13 protein-coding genes are annotated in these 14354 nt (G+C 75.7%); 5 read left to right on the top strand and 8 right to left on the bottom strand.

All coding sequences use genetic code 11. The features are described 5' to 3' along the window. The 3 genes from LY71_RS13220 (at position 1) to LY71_RS13230 (ending at position 5491) form a co-directional block, all read left to right on the top strand. Positions 1-972, top strand: coding sequence for a quinone oxidoreductase family protein (locus LY71_RS13220; protein WP_106278208.1), 972 nt, complete (start codon positions 1-3; stop codon positions 970-972). A gap of 168 nt (positions 973-1140) precedes the next feature. After that, on the top strand, positions 1141-2664 hold the full coding sequence (locus LY71_RS13225; RefSeq protein WP_211297328.1) for a S8 family serine peptidase: 1524 nt from the start codon (positions 1141-1143) through the stop codon (positions 2662-2664). A 268-nt stretch (positions 2665-2932) separates the two neighbouring features. Continuing rightward, the gene (locus tag LY71_RS13230; RefSeq protein WP_106278212.1) at positions 2933-5491 is read left to right on the top strand and encodes a putative bifunctional diguanylate cyclase/phosphodiesterase; all 2559 of its coding nucleotides are present in this window, start codon (positions 2933-2935) and stop codon (positions 5489-5491) included. A 5-nt stretch (positions 5492-5496) separates the two neighbouring features. Here LY71_RS13230 and LY71_RS13235 read toward each other — a convergent pair whose 3' ends face one another. After that, complete coding sequence (locus LY71_RS13235; RefSeq protein WP_106278319.1) at positions 5497-6084, bottom strand: helix-turn-helix domain-containing protein; 588 nt, start codon at positions 6082-6084, stop codon at positions 5497-5499. 68 nt (positions 6085-6152) lie between these two features. Here LY71_RS13235 and LY71_RS13240 point away from each other — a divergent pair, with 68 nt between their 5' ends. Further along, the gene (locus tag LY71_RS13240; RefSeq protein ID WP_106278215.1) at positions 6153-7766 is read left to right on the top strand and encodes a bifunctional NAD(P)/FAD-dependent oxidoreductase/class I SAM-dependent methyltransferase; all 1614 of its coding nucleotides are present in this window, start codon (positions 6153-6155) and stop codon (positions 7764-7766) included. On the opposite strand, the gene LY71_RS13245 is transcribed toward LY71_RS13240, so the two are convergent. Continuing rightward, a complete protein-coding gene (locus LY71_RS13245; RefSeq protein WP_106278217.1) occupies positions 7736-8503 on the bottom strand; it encodes an esterase/lipase family protein in 768 nt (255 codons plus the stop codon). The genes LY71_RS13240 and LY71_RS13245 overlap by 31 nt on opposite strands. A 208-nt stretch (positions 8504-8711) precedes the next feature. On the opposite strand from LY71_RS13245, the gene LY71_RS13250 reads away from it, so the two are divergent. Beyond that, complete coding sequence (locus LY71_RS13250; RefSeq protein WP_106278219.1) at positions 8712-9017, top strand: hypothetical protein; 306 nt, start codon at positions 8712-8714, stop codon at positions 9015-9017. 136 nt (positions 9018-9153) lie between these two features. Here the strand turns inward: LY71_RS13250 and LY71_RS13255 are convergent, their stop codons facing one another. The 6 genes from LY71_RS13255 to LY71_RS13280 form a co-directional block, all read right to left on the bottom strand. Continuing rightward, complete coding sequence (locus LY71_RS13255; protein WP_106278221.1) at positions 9154-9444, bottom strand: phosphatase RsbU N-terminal domain-containing protein; 291 nt, start codon at positions 9442-9444, stop codon at positions 9154-9156. After that, the gene (locus LY71_RS13260) at positions 9441-9845 is read right to left on the bottom strand and encodes an STAS domain-containing protein (RefSeq protein WP_245887871.1); all 405 of its coding nucleotides are present in this window, start codon (positions 9843-9845) and stop codon (positions 9441-9443) included. The genes LY71_RS13255 and LY71_RS13260 overlap by 4 nt, the downstream gene beginning before the upstream one ends. Next, the gene (locus tag LY71_RS13265; protein ID WP_106278223.1) at positions 9842-10744 is read right to left on the bottom strand and encodes an STAS domain-containing protein; all 903 of its coding nucleotides are present in this window, start codon (positions 10742-10744) and stop codon (positions 9842-9844) included. The genes LY71_RS13260 and LY71_RS13265 overlap by 4 nt, the downstream gene beginning before the upstream one ends. Further along, on the bottom strand, positions 10741-11820 hold the full coding sequence (locus LY71_RS13270) for a sigma-70 family RNA polymerase sigma factor (protein ID WP_245887872.1): 1080 nt from the start codon (positions 11818-11820) through the stop codon (positions 10741-10743). The genes LY71_RS13265 and LY71_RS13270 overlap by 4 nt, the downstream gene beginning before the upstream one ends. Before the next feature lie 66 nt (positions 11821-11886). Then, a complete protein-coding gene (locus LY71_RS13275) occupies positions 11887-12909 on the bottom strand; it encodes an acetamidase/formamidase family protein (RefSeq protein ID WP_106278225.1) in 1023 nt (340 codons plus the stop codon). Further along, positions 12906-14351: an APC family permease gene (locus LY71_RS13280; protein ID WP_106278227.1), complete on the bottom strand. Its 1446-nt coding sequence runs from the start codon at positions 14349-14351 to the stop codon at positions 12906-12908. The genes LY71_RS13275 and LY71_RS13280 overlap by 4 nt, the downstream gene beginning before the upstream one ends. Positions 14352-14354: the final 3 nt, after the last annotated feature.

Consider the following 14354-nt stretch of genomic DNA (forward strand, 5'->3'; position numbering starts at 1 on the left):
GTGCGCGCCGCCGTCGTCCGCAGGCCCGGGACGCCGCCCGAGCACGCCGAGCACCCCGACCCGGTCGTCGGCCCGGGCCGCAGCCTCGTGCGGGTCACCGCCGCGCCGATCGTCCCGCTGGACCTGCTCTGCGCCTCGGGCACCTCGTACCTCGGGACCCCGGCGGTGCCCTACGTCCCCGGCGTGCAGGGCGTCGGCGTCGTGGCGGAGTCGGCCGCGGTGCCGGCCGGCACCCGGGTGTGGTTCGCGACGTCGGCCGGGATGGCGCCCGGCGACGGCGGCCTCGCCGAGCGCTGCTCGGTCGCCGACGACGACCTGGTGCCCCTGGCCGGCGGGCTCCCCGACACGGCGGTCGCCGCGCTCGGGACGTCGGCGGTCGCGGCGTGGGCGTGCCTGACCCGCCGCGGGCGGCTGCGGCCGGGGGAGACCGTCGTCGTGCTCGGGGCCGGCGGCGCGGTCGGCCAGGTCGCGGTCGGCGCGGCCCGCGTGCTCGGCGCCGGGCGGGTGGTGGCGGTGTGCCGGTCGGCGGCCGCGCAGGACCGGGCCCGGGCCGCCGGCGCCGACGCGGTGGTGCCGCTGGCCGGGGACGTCGACGCGCTCGCCGCCGCGCTCGCCGGGACCTGCGGGGGGAGCGCCGACGTCGTCGTCGACCCGGTGTTCGGGACGGCGGCCACCGCGGCGTCGCAGGTGCTCGCGCCCGGCGGGCGGCTGGTCAACCTCGGCGGGGCGTCCGGCGACGAGGCGGTGTTCTCCTCGGCGGTGCTGCGCGGCCGGTCCGCGGAGGTGCTCGGCCACACCAACAACGCGCTCACGCCGGCCCAGCGCCGGGAGGACCTGGACGCCGTCCTGGCGCACGCCGCGGCCGGCCGGATCGCCGTCGCGCACGAGACGGTGCCGCTGGCCGACGTCACCGCGGCCTGGGAGCGCCAGGCCTCCGGCCGGGCCGGGACGCGGCTGGTCGTCGTCCCCTGACCGCGATCCGCGTGCCCCGGCTCCCCTCTTCGGGTGGTCCGACCCGCCGTGGGGCAGACACGGCTCGCAGTGATGTCGCTACTGGGGGTGCCGCTCCGGCCGGAGCGGTCCCTCATGGACGAGAAGAGCACACCACATGGAGTCACCACGCACACCCGGGACCTCCCGGTGAGCCGGGGCTGGGGTCGACGCGGGATCGCCGCTCTGGCCGCCACCACCGCGACCCTGGGCGGCGTCGTCATGACCGCAGGGCCGGCCGCCGCGGCCCCCCTCGGCTACGACGTGAACGCCAAGGGTTCGCTGTTCCACATCGCCCAGGCCGTCGGGGCGCACGACTCCTACCGGGCCGGCTTCACCGGCCGGGGGGTCGGTGTCGCGCTCATCGACACCGGCGTCACCGAGGTGCCGGGGCTCGACACCGGCAACGTCGTCGACGGACCCGACCTGTCCTTCGACAGCCAGGACCCGGAGCTGGCACACCGCGACGCCTACGGGCACGGCACGCACCTGGCCTCGATCATCGCCGGCCGCGACGTCGCCGGGACCCCGGCGTCCTACACCGACCCGAGCCGGTTCTCCGGCATCGCCCCCGACGCCACGCTGCTCGACGTCAAGGTCGGCGCCAGCGACGGTGCGGTCGACGTCACCCAGGTCATCGCCGCCATCGACTGGGTGGTCGAGCACCGCAACGACAACGGGATGAACATCCGCGTCATCAACCTGTCGTACGGCACCGACTCCACCCAGGACACCCGCGTCGACCCGCTGTCCTACGCCGTGGAGCAGGCGTGGAAGGCCGGCATCGTCGTCGTGGTCGCCGGCGGCAACGACGGGTCGACGAACCTCAACCTGGCCAACCCGGCCCAGGACCCCTACGTCCTCGCGGTCGGCGCGGCCGACACACAGGGCACCCTGAACGCGGTGGACGACACCGTGCCGTCGTGGGGTACCCGGGGCACCAACCAGCGGCACGTCGACGTCGTCGCCCCCGGGGTGTCGGTCACGGGCCTGCGGGTCCCCAGCGGCTACGCCGACGAGCGGAACCCGGGAGCTCGCCGGGGCGACCGCTTCGCCGTCGCCTCGGGCACGTCCCAGGCCGCCGCCGTGGTCAGCGGCGAGGTCGCCCTGCTGCTGCAGGAGGAGCCGCGGCTGACCCCCGACCAGGTCAAGCGGCAGATCATGTCCACCTCGACGGCGTTCAGCTCGACGACCAACCAGTACCGGGGCAACGGGCTGACCAACGTCCGGCAGGCGCAGGTCAAGTCGAACAACACCTCCACCCAGTCCGCGCAGTTCTGGAGCACCGGCACCGGGTCGGTCGAGGCCGCCCGCGGCAGCTCCCACGTGGAGCGTGACGGCGTGCCGCTGCAGGGCGAGGTCGACGTGTTCGGCAACGCCTGGGACGGCCGGGCCTGGGCGACCGCGTCCGGGCGCCAGACGGCCTGGGAGGGAGGCCGCTGGCGCGGCGTCCTGTTCAGCGGGGACGGCTGGGACGGCTCCACCTGGCGCACCGCCGAGTGGACCGCGGTGGCGTGGGACGGTCGGCAGTGGCGCGACGCCGACTGGTCGGGCCGGCAGTGGCGGGACGGCTCCTGGACCGGCATCTCGTGGAACGGCCGGCAGTGGCGCGACGCGAACTGGTCGGGCCGGCAGTGGCGGACCGCCGACCTCGCCGGCGCGGCGTGGTCGTGACCGTGGTCGTGACCGTCGCCGTCCCCGGGACCGAACCGCCGGCCGGTCGCTGTCGGCCGGCTGCGGGTCCGGGGCACCGTCCGGCGGCCCGGCCGGCCCGGCATCGGGGCCGGGTCCGCCCGCCTCGCGCCGGACGCATGTGGGGTTCCGCCCGCGGGGCGTGACGACTCCCTCCTCGGGATGACCAGGGTGGGGCGCGACTGCAGGTCGCGCCCCACCCTGCCGTCGTCGTGGGGGAGGAACCACCAGCTCCCGAGGAGGACCGGACATGGACGTCCAGCAGGGCACCGCGGCCCCGCGCCGACGCCGGCGCCCGTCCGCCCCCGAGCAGCGGGTCCTGGGCATCAGCGCCGCGCTCGTGGTCCTGACGGCCGCGTCGCTCTGGGCGGCCCCGCCCGTCCCGGCCGGGATCGGAGGGCTCGTCGGGGCCGTAGCACTGCCGTGGTGGGTGCTGGCGCTCGGCTACGCCGCCACCGAGGCCACCGTCCTGCACATCCAGGTCAAGCGCGAGGCGCAGACGGTCTCGGTCAGCGAGCTCTCGCTCGTGCTGGGCCTGTTCTTCGCCGGCCCGCCCGCCCTGCTGGCCGGCCGGCTCGTCGGGTCGGCGACGGTGCTGCTCCTCCACCGCCGCTCCACCCCCCTGAAGACGGCGTTCAACCTGGCGCTGGCCGCCGCCGAGACCGCGGTCGCGGTGCTGTGCTTCCACGTCCTCGCCCAGGTCGGGCAGAGCGCGCCCGCGCTGTGGCTCGCCGCCCTCGCCGCGACGCTCCTCGCCAACACCGTGGGGATCATCGCCGTCGGCCTGGTCATCGCGGCCTTCGAGGGCGGGCTGCGGCCCCGCGAGCTGGCGCGGGACGTCGTCGCCGGACAGCCGGCGACGCCGGTGGTGGTCGCCGTCGCCCTCGTGGCCGTCACCAGCCTGGCCGCCGACGTCCGCAGCGCCGGCCTCCTGCTGCTGGCCGCCGCCGGGCTGCTGATCGCCTACCGGGCCTACGCCTCGCTCAGCGACCGCCACCTCAACCTCGAGCGGCTCTACCGCTTCACCCAGGCGGTCACCAGCTCCCCGGAGGTCGACGTGGTGCTGAGCAGCGTGCTGGGGGAGGCGCGCGAGCTGCTCAAGTCCGAGCGCGCCGAGGTGGCCTTCCCCGCCCCGGGCGGCGGCCACGTCGCCCGCGTCCGCCTGGGACCCTCGGGTCGGCTCTCCCGTTCGGAGGAGCCGCTGACGCCGGCGGACGAGTGGCTGCTGCGCGCGGTGGTCGGCGACGACGAGGCGCAGCTCCTGCCGCGGACCACCCGGGACGCCGCGGCCCGCGCCTGGTTGGCCGCCCGGGCCGCTCGCGAGGCGATCGCCGTCCCGCTGCGCGGCGGGGCCGGCACGGTCGGGGTCCTCGTGGTCACCGACCGGCTCGGGGATGTGCGGACCTTCGACGACTCCGACGTGCTCCTCCTCGAGACCGTCGCCAACCACGCCAGCGTCGCCCTGCAGAACGGTGAGCTGGTCGACCGGCTGCGGCACGAGGCGCTGCACGACGCGCTCACCGGACTGCCCAACCGCGCCTTCCTGCAGCGCCGGCTGACCGGCGCGCTGGACGACGTCCGAGACGGCCGCTCCGCCGGCGCCGCGGTCATGATCCTCGACCTCGACGGCTTCAAGGACGTCAACGACACCCTCGGCCACCAGCAGGGCGACCGGCTGCTCGTGGAGGTCGGCGCCCGCCTGGGGGCCGCGGTGGGCGCGGCCGGCACCGTCACCCGGCTCGGCGGGGACGAGTTCGCCGTCCTGGTGACCGACACCGCCGACGAGGACCGGGTCGTCCGGCTGGGCCGGCGGCTGCTGCGGGCCCTCGAGCAGCCGGTGGCCCTTGACGGCCTCGAGGTCGAGGTCGGCGGGTCACTGGGCATCGCCCTGGCCCCGGTTCACGCCACCGACGCCGCCGGGCTGCTCAAGCGGGCCGACGTCGCGATGTACGACGCCAAGGGCGCCGCGCGCGGCCTGCGCGTCTACGGGGCCGACCTCGACACCGCCGATCCGCGCCGGCTGACCCTGGTCGCGGAGCTGCGCGCCGCCCTTGCGACCGGCGGGATCGAGGTGCACGTGCAGCCGCAGGCCCGCGTCACCACCGGCGAGGTCGTCGGCGTCGAGGCGCTGGTCCGCTGGGACCACCCGGAGCTGGGCCGCGTGTCGCCGGAGGAGTTCGTCCCGATCGCCGAGCGCACCGGCCTGATCGGCCCGCTGACCACCCACGTGCTGGACCGGTCGCTCGCCGCCTGCGCGGCCTGGCGGGCCGGCGGCCACGACCTCGCCGTCGCGGTGAACCTGTCCGCGCGCAGCCTGTACGACGCCGACCTGGTCGACGAGGTCGCCCGGCTGCTCGCCCGGCACGACGTGCCCGCGGGGCGGCTCACCCTCGAGGTCACGGAGGGCTCGGTCATGGCCGACCCCGCCCGCGCCATCGCGCTGCTGCACCAGCTGCGCGACCTGGGGGTGCGGCTGTCGGTCGACGACTTCGGCACCGGGTACTCCTCGCTGTCCTACCTCAAGCGGCTGCCGGTGCACGAGGTCAAGATCGACCGCAGCTTCGTCATGGGGCTGCAGAGCGGCGCCGAGGACGTGGCGATCGTCCGTGCCGTCACCGACCTCGGGCGGCACCTGGACCTCGAGGTGGTGGCCGAGGGCGTCGAGGACGCGGCCACCTGGGAGCTGCTGCGGGAGGTGGGCTGCGACCTGGTGCAGGGCTGGTACCTCGGCCGGCCGATGCCTGCCGCCGAGCTGCTGCCCTGGCTGCGGTCCCGCCCGGCCGCCCGCGGGGCCCTGCGCGCGGTCTGAGGCGGTCAGCTCGGACGTCCGGCGGGCGCGGCGCGCACGTGCAGCCGCTCGCCCTGCGGGCCGTAGAGCGCGAGCAGCTCGGCCGGCCGGTCGTCGGGGTTGCCCATCCAGTGCGGCGTGCGGGTGTCGAACTCGGCGGCCTCACCGGGGGTGAGCGTCACGTCGGTGTCGCCGAGCAGCAGCCGCAGCCGGCCCGACAGCACGTAGACCCACTCCCAGCCCTCGTGCGAGCGCTGCTCGCCCGGGTCGCCGCCCCAGCGCGGCGGCAGCACCTGCTTGTAGGCCTGCAGCCCGCCGGGGCGGCGGGTCAGCGGGATGAACGTGGCGCCGTGCCGGGTGATCGGCTTCAGCCGCACCCGCGGGTCACCGGTCTCCGGGGCGTCGACCAGCTCGTCGAGCGGCACCTGGTGGGCGCGGGCCAGCGGCAGCAGCAGCTCCAGCGTGGGCCGGCGCTGCCCGGACTCCAGCCGCGACAGCGTGGACACCGAGATGCCGGTGTCCTCCGACAGCTGGGTGAGGGTGGCGCCGCGCTGCCGGCGCAGCTCACGCAGCCGCGGGCCCACGGCGTCCAGGACGCCTTCGAGGTCGGTCACGGCCGCCACTTTGCCATACCGGCAACGGAAATTGTCAAGACGGCAGGCGTGGGTGCACCGTCGTCGGCATGGACGAGACGTACGACGTGGTGGTCATCGGCGGGGGAGCGGCCGGCCTGTCCGGGGCCCTCGCCCTGGGACGGGCGCGCCGCTCGGTGGCGGTGGTGGATGACGGGACGCCGCGCAACGCGCCGGCGCACGCGATGCACAACTACCTGGGCCGCGACGGCACACCGCCCGGCGACCTGCTCGCCGCGGGGCGGGCCGAGGTGGCCGGCTACGGCGGCGTGCTGGTGGCCGACACGGCCACGGGGGTGGACGGCGAGATCGGCGCGTTCACGGTGCGGACGGCGGGTGGTCGGACGCTGCGGGCACGCCGGCTGCTGGTCACCACCGGCCTGACCGACGAGCTGCCCGACATCCCGGGCGTGCGCGATCTGTGGGGCACCGACGTGCTGCACTGCCCGTACTGCCACGGCTGGGAGGTGCGCGACCAGGCCGTCGGCGTCGTCGCCACCGGTCCGATGTCGCTGCACCAGGCGCAGCTGTGGCGGCAGTGGAGCGCCGACGTCGTGCTGTTCCAGCACACGGCGGAGCCGCCGCCGGCCGACGTCGCCGAGGCCCTGGCCGCGCGCGGCGTCCGCGTGGTGACCGGCGAGGTCGTCGGGCTGGAGACCGACGGCGGCCGGCTCACCGGCGTGCGCCTGGCCGACGGCGAGGTCGTGCCGCGCGCGGCCGTCGTCGTCGCGCCGCGCTTCACCGCCCGCTCGGCCGTGCTGGCCGACCTGGGCCTGGAGGCCGTGCCGTTCCGGATGGGGGAGGCCGTCGTCGGCTCGCACGTGCCGGTCGACGCGCGCGGCGCCACCGCGGTGCCCGGCGTCTGGGCGGCGGGCAACCTCGCCGACCCCAGCGCCCAGGTGATCGGCTCGGCCGCGGCCGGGCTGACGGCCGGCGCCGGGATCAACGCCGACCTGCTCGCCGAGGACACCCGCCTCGCCGTCGACGTGCTGCGCGCGCAGACCGACCCGGAGTACGGCGAGCAGTGGTGGGAGGAGCGGTACCGCTCCCACGCGCACGGGGCCTGGAGCGGCCGGGTCAACGACGTGCTGGCCACCGAGGCCGCCGACCTGCCGCCGGGTCGCGCGCTCGACGCCGGGGCGGGGGAGGGCGGCGACGCCGTCTGGCTGGCCCGGCGCGGGTGGGCGGTGACCGCGCTCGACCTCTCGCGCACGGCGCTGGACCGCGCCGCCGCGGCGGCCGCGGCGGCCGGGGTGCCGCTGGAGACCCGCAAGGCCGACATCTCGTCGTGGGAGCCCGGCGACGAGCGCTGGGACCTGGTGACCGCCTCGTTCCTGCACTTCCTGCCCGCCACCCGCGACGACGTGCTGCGCCGGCTGGCGTCCGCCGTGGCCCCGGGCGGGACGCTGCTGGTGACGATGCACGACGGCGGGAACGTCTCCCGCGGCGTGCAGCGGCCGGGCCCGGCGGAGTGGTACGCCACCGGCGAGCAGCTGGCCGCCGTCCTCGACACGGAGGACTGGGAGGTCGAGGTGGCGGAGTCGCGTCCCCGGGAGGCCAGGTCGCACGAGGGCGGGGCGCACGAGCACGGGTCGGTGCACGTGGCCGACGCGGTGCTGCGGGCGCGCCGCCGTCAGCCGGTCGCGTCGTCCTCGCTGGTGTAGAGCAGCCGCAGCCGGGCCGGCGGGGTGAACGGCCGCCAGCCGTCGCGGGTCTGGGCCAAGCGGTCGGCCACCAGCCACAGCACCGCCGGGTCGTGGCCCATCCCGAGGTGGCTGGCGTGCACGCCGACGTTCTCCGCGCGCGGGCCCGGCGTCTGGCGGCAGGCCCGCCAGTCGACGACGCCGTCCCACCGCGAGTAGACCGCCGTGCTCGGCACCGGCAGGCCGTCGGTGAGGCCACTCCGCCCACGCGGCACGGCGGTCAGGTGTCGCTGGCGGGCGTAGGCCCGGGCGCCGGGGCTGTCGTCGGACGCCCGGCCGGAGAGGCCGAACGGCGAGCCCAGGCTGATCACCTGCCGCACCTGCCCGGGCACGCGCAGCGCCAGCCGCCGCGCGTAGATGCCGCCGAGGCTCTGCCCGACGACGCTCACCGGCCCGCCGTGCTGCTCGGCCAGCCGCCGCACCAGCCGCGGCAGCTCGTCGGTGACCTCCTTGGTCGGCCCGCGGTTGCGGCCGAGCTCCCAGCCGACCACCGGGTACCCGAGCCCGCGCAACCAGCGGCGCAGGGTCACCGTGGACACGTCGGAGGCCAGCAGGCCGGGCAGCACCAGCACGCCGTGCGGCTCGCCCCGCGGGGCGCCGCGCAGGAGGGGGTAGGCCAGCGCCAGCGCGCCGGCGCTGGCCGCCGCCCGGACCGGCTCCGTGGCGGCGAGCAGGCGGCGGTCAGGGGACCAGGGCACGGGGTTCCTCCGGCGGCGGCGGCAGTGGTGCCCGGGGCGCATACCCGGCCGGACGCGCAGGGACCCTCCGCATGACGCGGGATCCGTCACCCGATCCCGGCTCCCCTCCGCGCGGACCCCGCGTCATGCCGGGCGGTCGGAGGGGTCTTCATGCGTGCACGGCCCACGCGGCGACGGCGCCGCCCGGGCCACTCACGGAGGAGACCCCATGACCAGCACGCTCAAGCGCACGGCCTTCTGCCTGGCCGCCACCACCGCGCTCGTCACCGGGGTCGCCGGCACCGCCAGTGCCCAGCCGGTGGACCAGGACGGCCTCGTCAACGTGAACGTCGGTGACGTGACGATCCTCGAGGACGTCAACATCGGCGTTGCAGCGCAGTTGGCGGCCCAGATCTGCGGGGTCAAGGTCGGGCCGGTGGCCGTCCTGGGTACGGCCGTCGACCGCAGCGGCGACACCCGCACCGTCTGCGAATCGGACCAGGGACCGGTCACTCTCAGGCAGAACGCCGGCTGACCGACCCGGCGCGGCTCCCCGGACGCACCCTGACCCCCGGCCGGGGACGGTGCCACCCCCGACGCCGTCCCCGGCCGGGACGCCTGCGCCCCTCCGTCGGTGACCGTCCCCCCGGCCCGGCGGAGGGGCCCGGCCGTCAGCGCCGGCGCAGCAGCGTCCGCTGGGCCATGTCCGACGTGGCCAGCACCTCGCAGAGGAACTCCGACGCCGCGGCGGCGACGTCGGGCAGCTCGCCGGCGGGGGTCCCGCGCAGGACCTCGAGCAGCACCTCGTGGTGCACGTGCGCGACCTCGAGGATCCCCAGCCCCTCGGTGACCGCGGCCCGGCCGAGCTCGTACCCGCGGTGCAGCGAGCCCTCACTGCGGCGGGCCAGGTGCGCGAGGAAGGCGACGCGGTAGTCGCGCGCGAACCCCTGCACGCCGGTCACGCCGACCCGCCCCGCGCCGCGGCCGCCGGCCGCCGGGGGCCGACGACCCGGTCGAGGAACTCCAGGCCCTCCTCGAGGTCGAGCGCGGTGTGCACCGACCCGGTGTCCATCCCCAGCGTCACCATCGCGAAGGCCACCTCCGGCTGGATGCCGACCACCACCGTCACCGCGCCGCGGAGCCGGGCGACCTCGCCGATCGTGCGCAGCGTCCAGCTGGCGAAGGAGTCCAGCACGTCGAGCGCGGCGACGTCGATGACCACCCCCCGCGCGCGGTCGCGGCCGATGCGCTCGACGAGGTCGTGCTGGAAGGCGGTCATCTGCGTGTCGTCGAGGGCGGTGTGGATCGAGGCGATCAGGTAGGACCCCTGGCGCAGGATCGAGACCAGGCGGGGCCCGGTCACGGGACCGCCGTCCCGTCGTCCCTGGCGGTGCGGTAGCCGAGGAGGCGCTCGGCCTCCTCCAGCCCGCCCTGCAGGTCACCGATGGTGTCCATCTTGCTGAGGTCGACGCCGATGGTCACCAGCGTCTGGGCGATCTTGGGCGACAGTCCGGTGATGATGACGCTGGCGCCCATGAGCCGGGAGGCGTCGACGGTCTGCACGAGGTGGTTGGCCACCGACTCGTCGACCTCGGGGACGCCGGTGATGTCGACGACGACGACGCGGGCGCGGTGGGTGCGGATGCCGGTGAGCAGCTGCTCGGTGAGCTGGCGGGCCCGCTCCCGGTCCAGGACGCCGATGATCGGCAGGATGAGCAGCCGCTCGCGCACCGGCAGGACCGGGGTGGACAGCTCGCGCAGCGCGTCCTGCTGCTGCCGGATGACCCGCTCGCGCTCCTCGACGAAGCTCACCGCGACGGTGTTGGCGATGCGGTTGGCCGCCGGCTCGTAGGCGTCGAGCACGCGGTTGAGCAGGCCGAAGTCGCGCTGGTACTTCTCGAACAGCGACCGGGCCAGCACGTCGCGCAGCAGCAGCACGATGCCGACGACCTCGTGGGTCTCCACCCCGCGCGGGATGATCCGCTCGGAGAGGTCGCGGGCGTAGCGCTGCAGCGCCTCGACGCTGCCGGTCTCCAGCACCTCGACGTAGTTGTCGTAGACCGACGTCGTCTCGGCCGCCATCTCCTGCGGGGTCATGGCGTGCAGCAGCCCGGCCCGCTGGATGCGGTCGGACCACTCGTCCCGCAGCCGCGCGCGGTGCTCGCGCAGGTGCGCGACGAGCTGGGGGAGCAGCTGGTCCTCGCCGAGGCCGTCGCCCCCGGCGGTCGCCCTCGTCGGAGCCGTTCCCTGGGTGCTGCTCATCGATTACCACACCATCTCGTCATCGTCACCGTCGTGCCCCGCCCCACCTCGGAGGCGATCGCGAACTCGTCCATCAGCCGCCGGGCGCCGGGCAGGCCGAGACCCAGGCCGGCGTAGGTGCTGTAGCCGTCCTGCAGCGCCCGCTCGACGTCGGGGATGCCGGGGCCGGCGTCCCGGGCGGTCACCTGCACGCCCCGGCGGGGCTCGTCGAGGACCTCCACCACCACCTCGCCGGAGCCGGCGAACTTCACGATGTTGCGGGTCACCTCGGACACGGCCGTGGCGAGCAGCGTCAGGTCGGTGGGGGAGAAGCAGCCGAGCCGGCCGGCCAGCTCCCGGGCGGCCTGCCGGGCCGCGACGACGTCGGCGTCGCCCCCGATCGGGATGCGGACCTCGTCGTCGCGCTGCGGCGCCCGCTCGAGCAGCGGCTGGCTGAGCGCGGCGCAGACGTCGCACTCCAGCAGGTGCCGCCCGGCGTCGACCTCGCGCTGCCGACGCCGGTCACCGCTGGACAGGGCGAACAGGACCGGGCGGCAGCGCTCGGTCGGGGGCTCGGTGCGGTCCCGGGCGAGCAGGTACTCCACCCGCAGCCGGGCCCGGGCGCGGTGCAGCTGCGCGGCGACGGCGCCGGCGGTCGAGCCGAGCTCGCTGGCCAGCGACCGGGTGTCCCGCCCCGACACCTCGTGGGCGAGGAGCGCCTGGCGGTCCCGCTCGGAGAGCCGGGCCAGCGCCGCGGCGACGGCCGACCGCTCCTCCTCGGCGAGCAGCCCGCCCTCGGGGAGGTCCGGCGCGGTGAGGTCGACCACCCGGTGCTGGTTGCGCCGCTGCCGGTCCTCCTCCCGCCAGGCGGTCGCGACGACGTTGCGCGCGGTGGCGATGGCGTAGGGCTCGAGCATGCCGGGCTCGACCCGGCCGGAGGCGGCGAGCACGCGGGCGAGGGTCTCCTGGACGAGGTCCTCGGCGGCGGTGACGTCGGCGACGCGGGCGGCGACGATGCGTCGCACCATCGGGATGAGCGCGGCGACGGCGTCGGTGTCGCGCACCGGCGGCTCCCCGACCCACTCCGCGGCCTCCACCCGCGGCACGCTACCGCCGCACGGCCGTCCCGGCGCCCCTTGCGGGACGCCGGGACGAACCGCAGGTCAGCGCTGCGCGAGGTAGGCGGCAGCGGTCTCCCGCAGCCGCTGGTGGACGCCGTCGGCGGCGACGGCGCCCGGCAGGTACCGCTTGGCCAGCTTGGCCACCATCGTGTAGTTGGTGTCGACCACGTTGCCCGCCGGCGCCAGGCCGGCCTGGCTGACCAGCTGCAGGGCGTCGAGGCGGTCCCAGCCGGTGAGCTCCGCCGCCCAGGTGACCAGGTCGTGCTGGCTGACCCGGTAGGCGTCCTCCAGCGGCCGCACCGAGCCGGTGGAGGCGAGGAACTCGTCGGTCTCCAGCCGCGGCCACGCGGGGCCGCCGCCCTTGACCAGGTCGACGACGACGACGGTGCGCATCGCCGACTCGACCGCGGTCCCGCAGACCTCGCCCTCGCCCTGCCGGCAGTGCCCGTCCCCGATCGACAGCTGACCGCCGGGCACGTTGACGCCGAAGTACGCCGTCGTGCCCGCGCGCATCTCGGGGGTGTCCATGTTCCCGCCGTGCGCGCCGGGCGTGATGCTGGCGAACACCTCACCGGAGGCCGGGGCGACGCCGATCGTGCCGTGCATCGGGTCCAGCGGGAGCTCCACCTCGGGGCCGCCGCGGCGCGGGCGGAACAGGCAGGTGCCGCGTTCCCGGTCGACCTCGTAGAGCCAGACCAGCTCCTCGAGCGGGTCGTGCAGCATCGCCGTGCTGTGCGTGGTGGTCAGCGCGCCGAAGTGCGGGAAGGTGCTCGACACCGCCCAGTCGCGGGCCGGCGCGATGTCGACCAGGTGCACGGCGAGGGTGTCGCCCGGCTCGGCGCCCTCGACGGCGATCGGCCCGGTCACCGGGTTGAGGTAGGGGAACCGGCACACGACGCTCGGCAGGTCGTCGACGCCGCGCACCTTGCCGGCGTAGCAGTCCTCGGTGGTCAGTTCGACCACCGTGCCGGGGGCGACGGTCAGCAGCGGCTCGCCGCCACCGAACGACCACCGCCACTGGTCGGGCGTCGGCTCCAGCGCGACGACCTCGAGGGACGCCGTCACAGCCCCTCCTCCGCCCGGATCTCGGGCTTCCGGCCCGTGGCCACCAGCACGCCCATCAGGACCAGGCCGACGACCAGCCAGACGAAGCCCAGCGTCTGCGCCGCCACCTGGGCGTTGATGATCACGTACACCAGGATCGCGAACCCGATGACCGGCACCGCCAGGTGCAGCCACCAGTTCCGGCTGTGCAGCCGGCCCACGTAGTGCACGACGACCGAGACGTGCAGCAGCAGGAACGCCGACAGCGCGCCGAAGTTCACCAGCGTGGACAGCAGCGTGATGCCGTCCTCGCGCGTGGTCATGTACCAGCCCAGGACGAGGGAGACCGCCGCGACGAGGAAGGTGGCGTTGACCGGGACGCGCCGGGTCGGGTGCACCTGCTTGAGGAAGGCGGGCAGCTGGCGGTCGCGGGCCATCGCGAACAGCAGCCGCGAGGTGGCCGCCTGCGCGACGAGGGAGTTGGCGAAGCCCCACGCGATGGCCGTCGCCAGCGCCGTGAGGGTGCCCAGCCAGGCGCCGCCGGCCACCTCGGCCGCGTCGTAGAACGCGGTGCCCGCGGCGTCGCCCTCGGCGATGAGGGTGTCGGGGTCGGGCACCAGCAGCGCGGCGACCCAGGTCTGCACGATGAAGAGCGTGCCGGCCAGGGCCAGCGCGGCGACCATCGCCTTGCCGATCGAGCGGGCCGAGTCGCGGTTCTCCTCGGCGAGGGTGGAGATGCCGTCGAACCCGAGGAAGCTCAGCACCGCGACCGACACCGCGCCGAAGACGAGCTCGAGGGAGAACGTGTCGGCGTTGTAGATCGGCGAGAAGTCGAAGCCGCGGCCCTCGCCGGACGCCAGCGCGACGACGCCGACCACCAGGAAGATGGCGAGCACGATCAGCTCACCGACCAGCATGATCTTGTTGACCCGCGCGGTGAACTCGATGCCGAAGTAGTTGACCACGGTGTTGAGGACGACGAAGCCGATCAGCCAGACCAGCACCGGCACCGAGGGCACGATCGAGTTCATCGCGATCGCGGCGATCAGGTACAGCAGGGCCGGGACGAGCACGTAGTCGAGCAGGATCATCCAGCCGGCGATGAAGCCGACCGGCTGGGCGATGCCGCGCCCGGCGTAGGTGTACACGGAGCCGGCCATCGGGAAGGCCCGCGACATCTGGGAGTACGAGGCCGCGGTGAAGGCCATGGCCAGGCCGCCGATCGCGTAGGCGAGGGCCACCATGCCGCCCGACGCCTGGAAGACGCCGCCGAAGATGCCGAACGGGGCGATCGGGACCATGAAGACCAGGCCGTAGACCAGCAGGTCGGTGAAACTCAGCGAGCGCTTGAGCTCCTGGCGGTAGCCGAACTCCTCGACGCCGGCGGCGCCGGCCGCGGGGACCGCGCCGGCACCGGAGCTCCCGGTGCCGGGCGAGGACTGGGTGGTGCGGGGGTCGCTCACGAC

The sequence above is a fragment of the Geodermatophilus tzadiensis genome (assembly GCF_003002915.1).
GTDB classification, from domain to species: Bacteria; Actinomycetota; Actinomycetes; order Mycobacteriales; family Geodermatophilaceae; genus Geodermatophilus; species Geodermatophilus tzadiensis.

Bases quoted from the DNA above. Each gene is read 5' to 3' on its own strand.
- LY71_RS13230 (WP_106278212.1), top strand. From the start codon at position 2,933: ATGGACGTCCAGCAGGGCACCGCGGCCCCGCGCCGACGCCGGCGCCCG.
- LY71_RS13240 (WP_106278215.1), top strand. From the start codon at position 6,153: ATGGACGAGACGTACGACGTGGTGGTCATCGGCGGGGGAGCGGCCGGC.
- LY71_RS13265 (WP_106278223.1), bottom strand. From the start codon at position 10,744: ATGAGCAGCACCCAGGGAACGGCTCCGACGAGGGCGACCGCCGGGGGC.
- LY71_RS13250 (WP_106278219.1), top strand. From the start codon at position 8,712: ATGACCAGCACGCTCAAGCGCACGGCCTTCTGCCTGGCCGCCACCACC.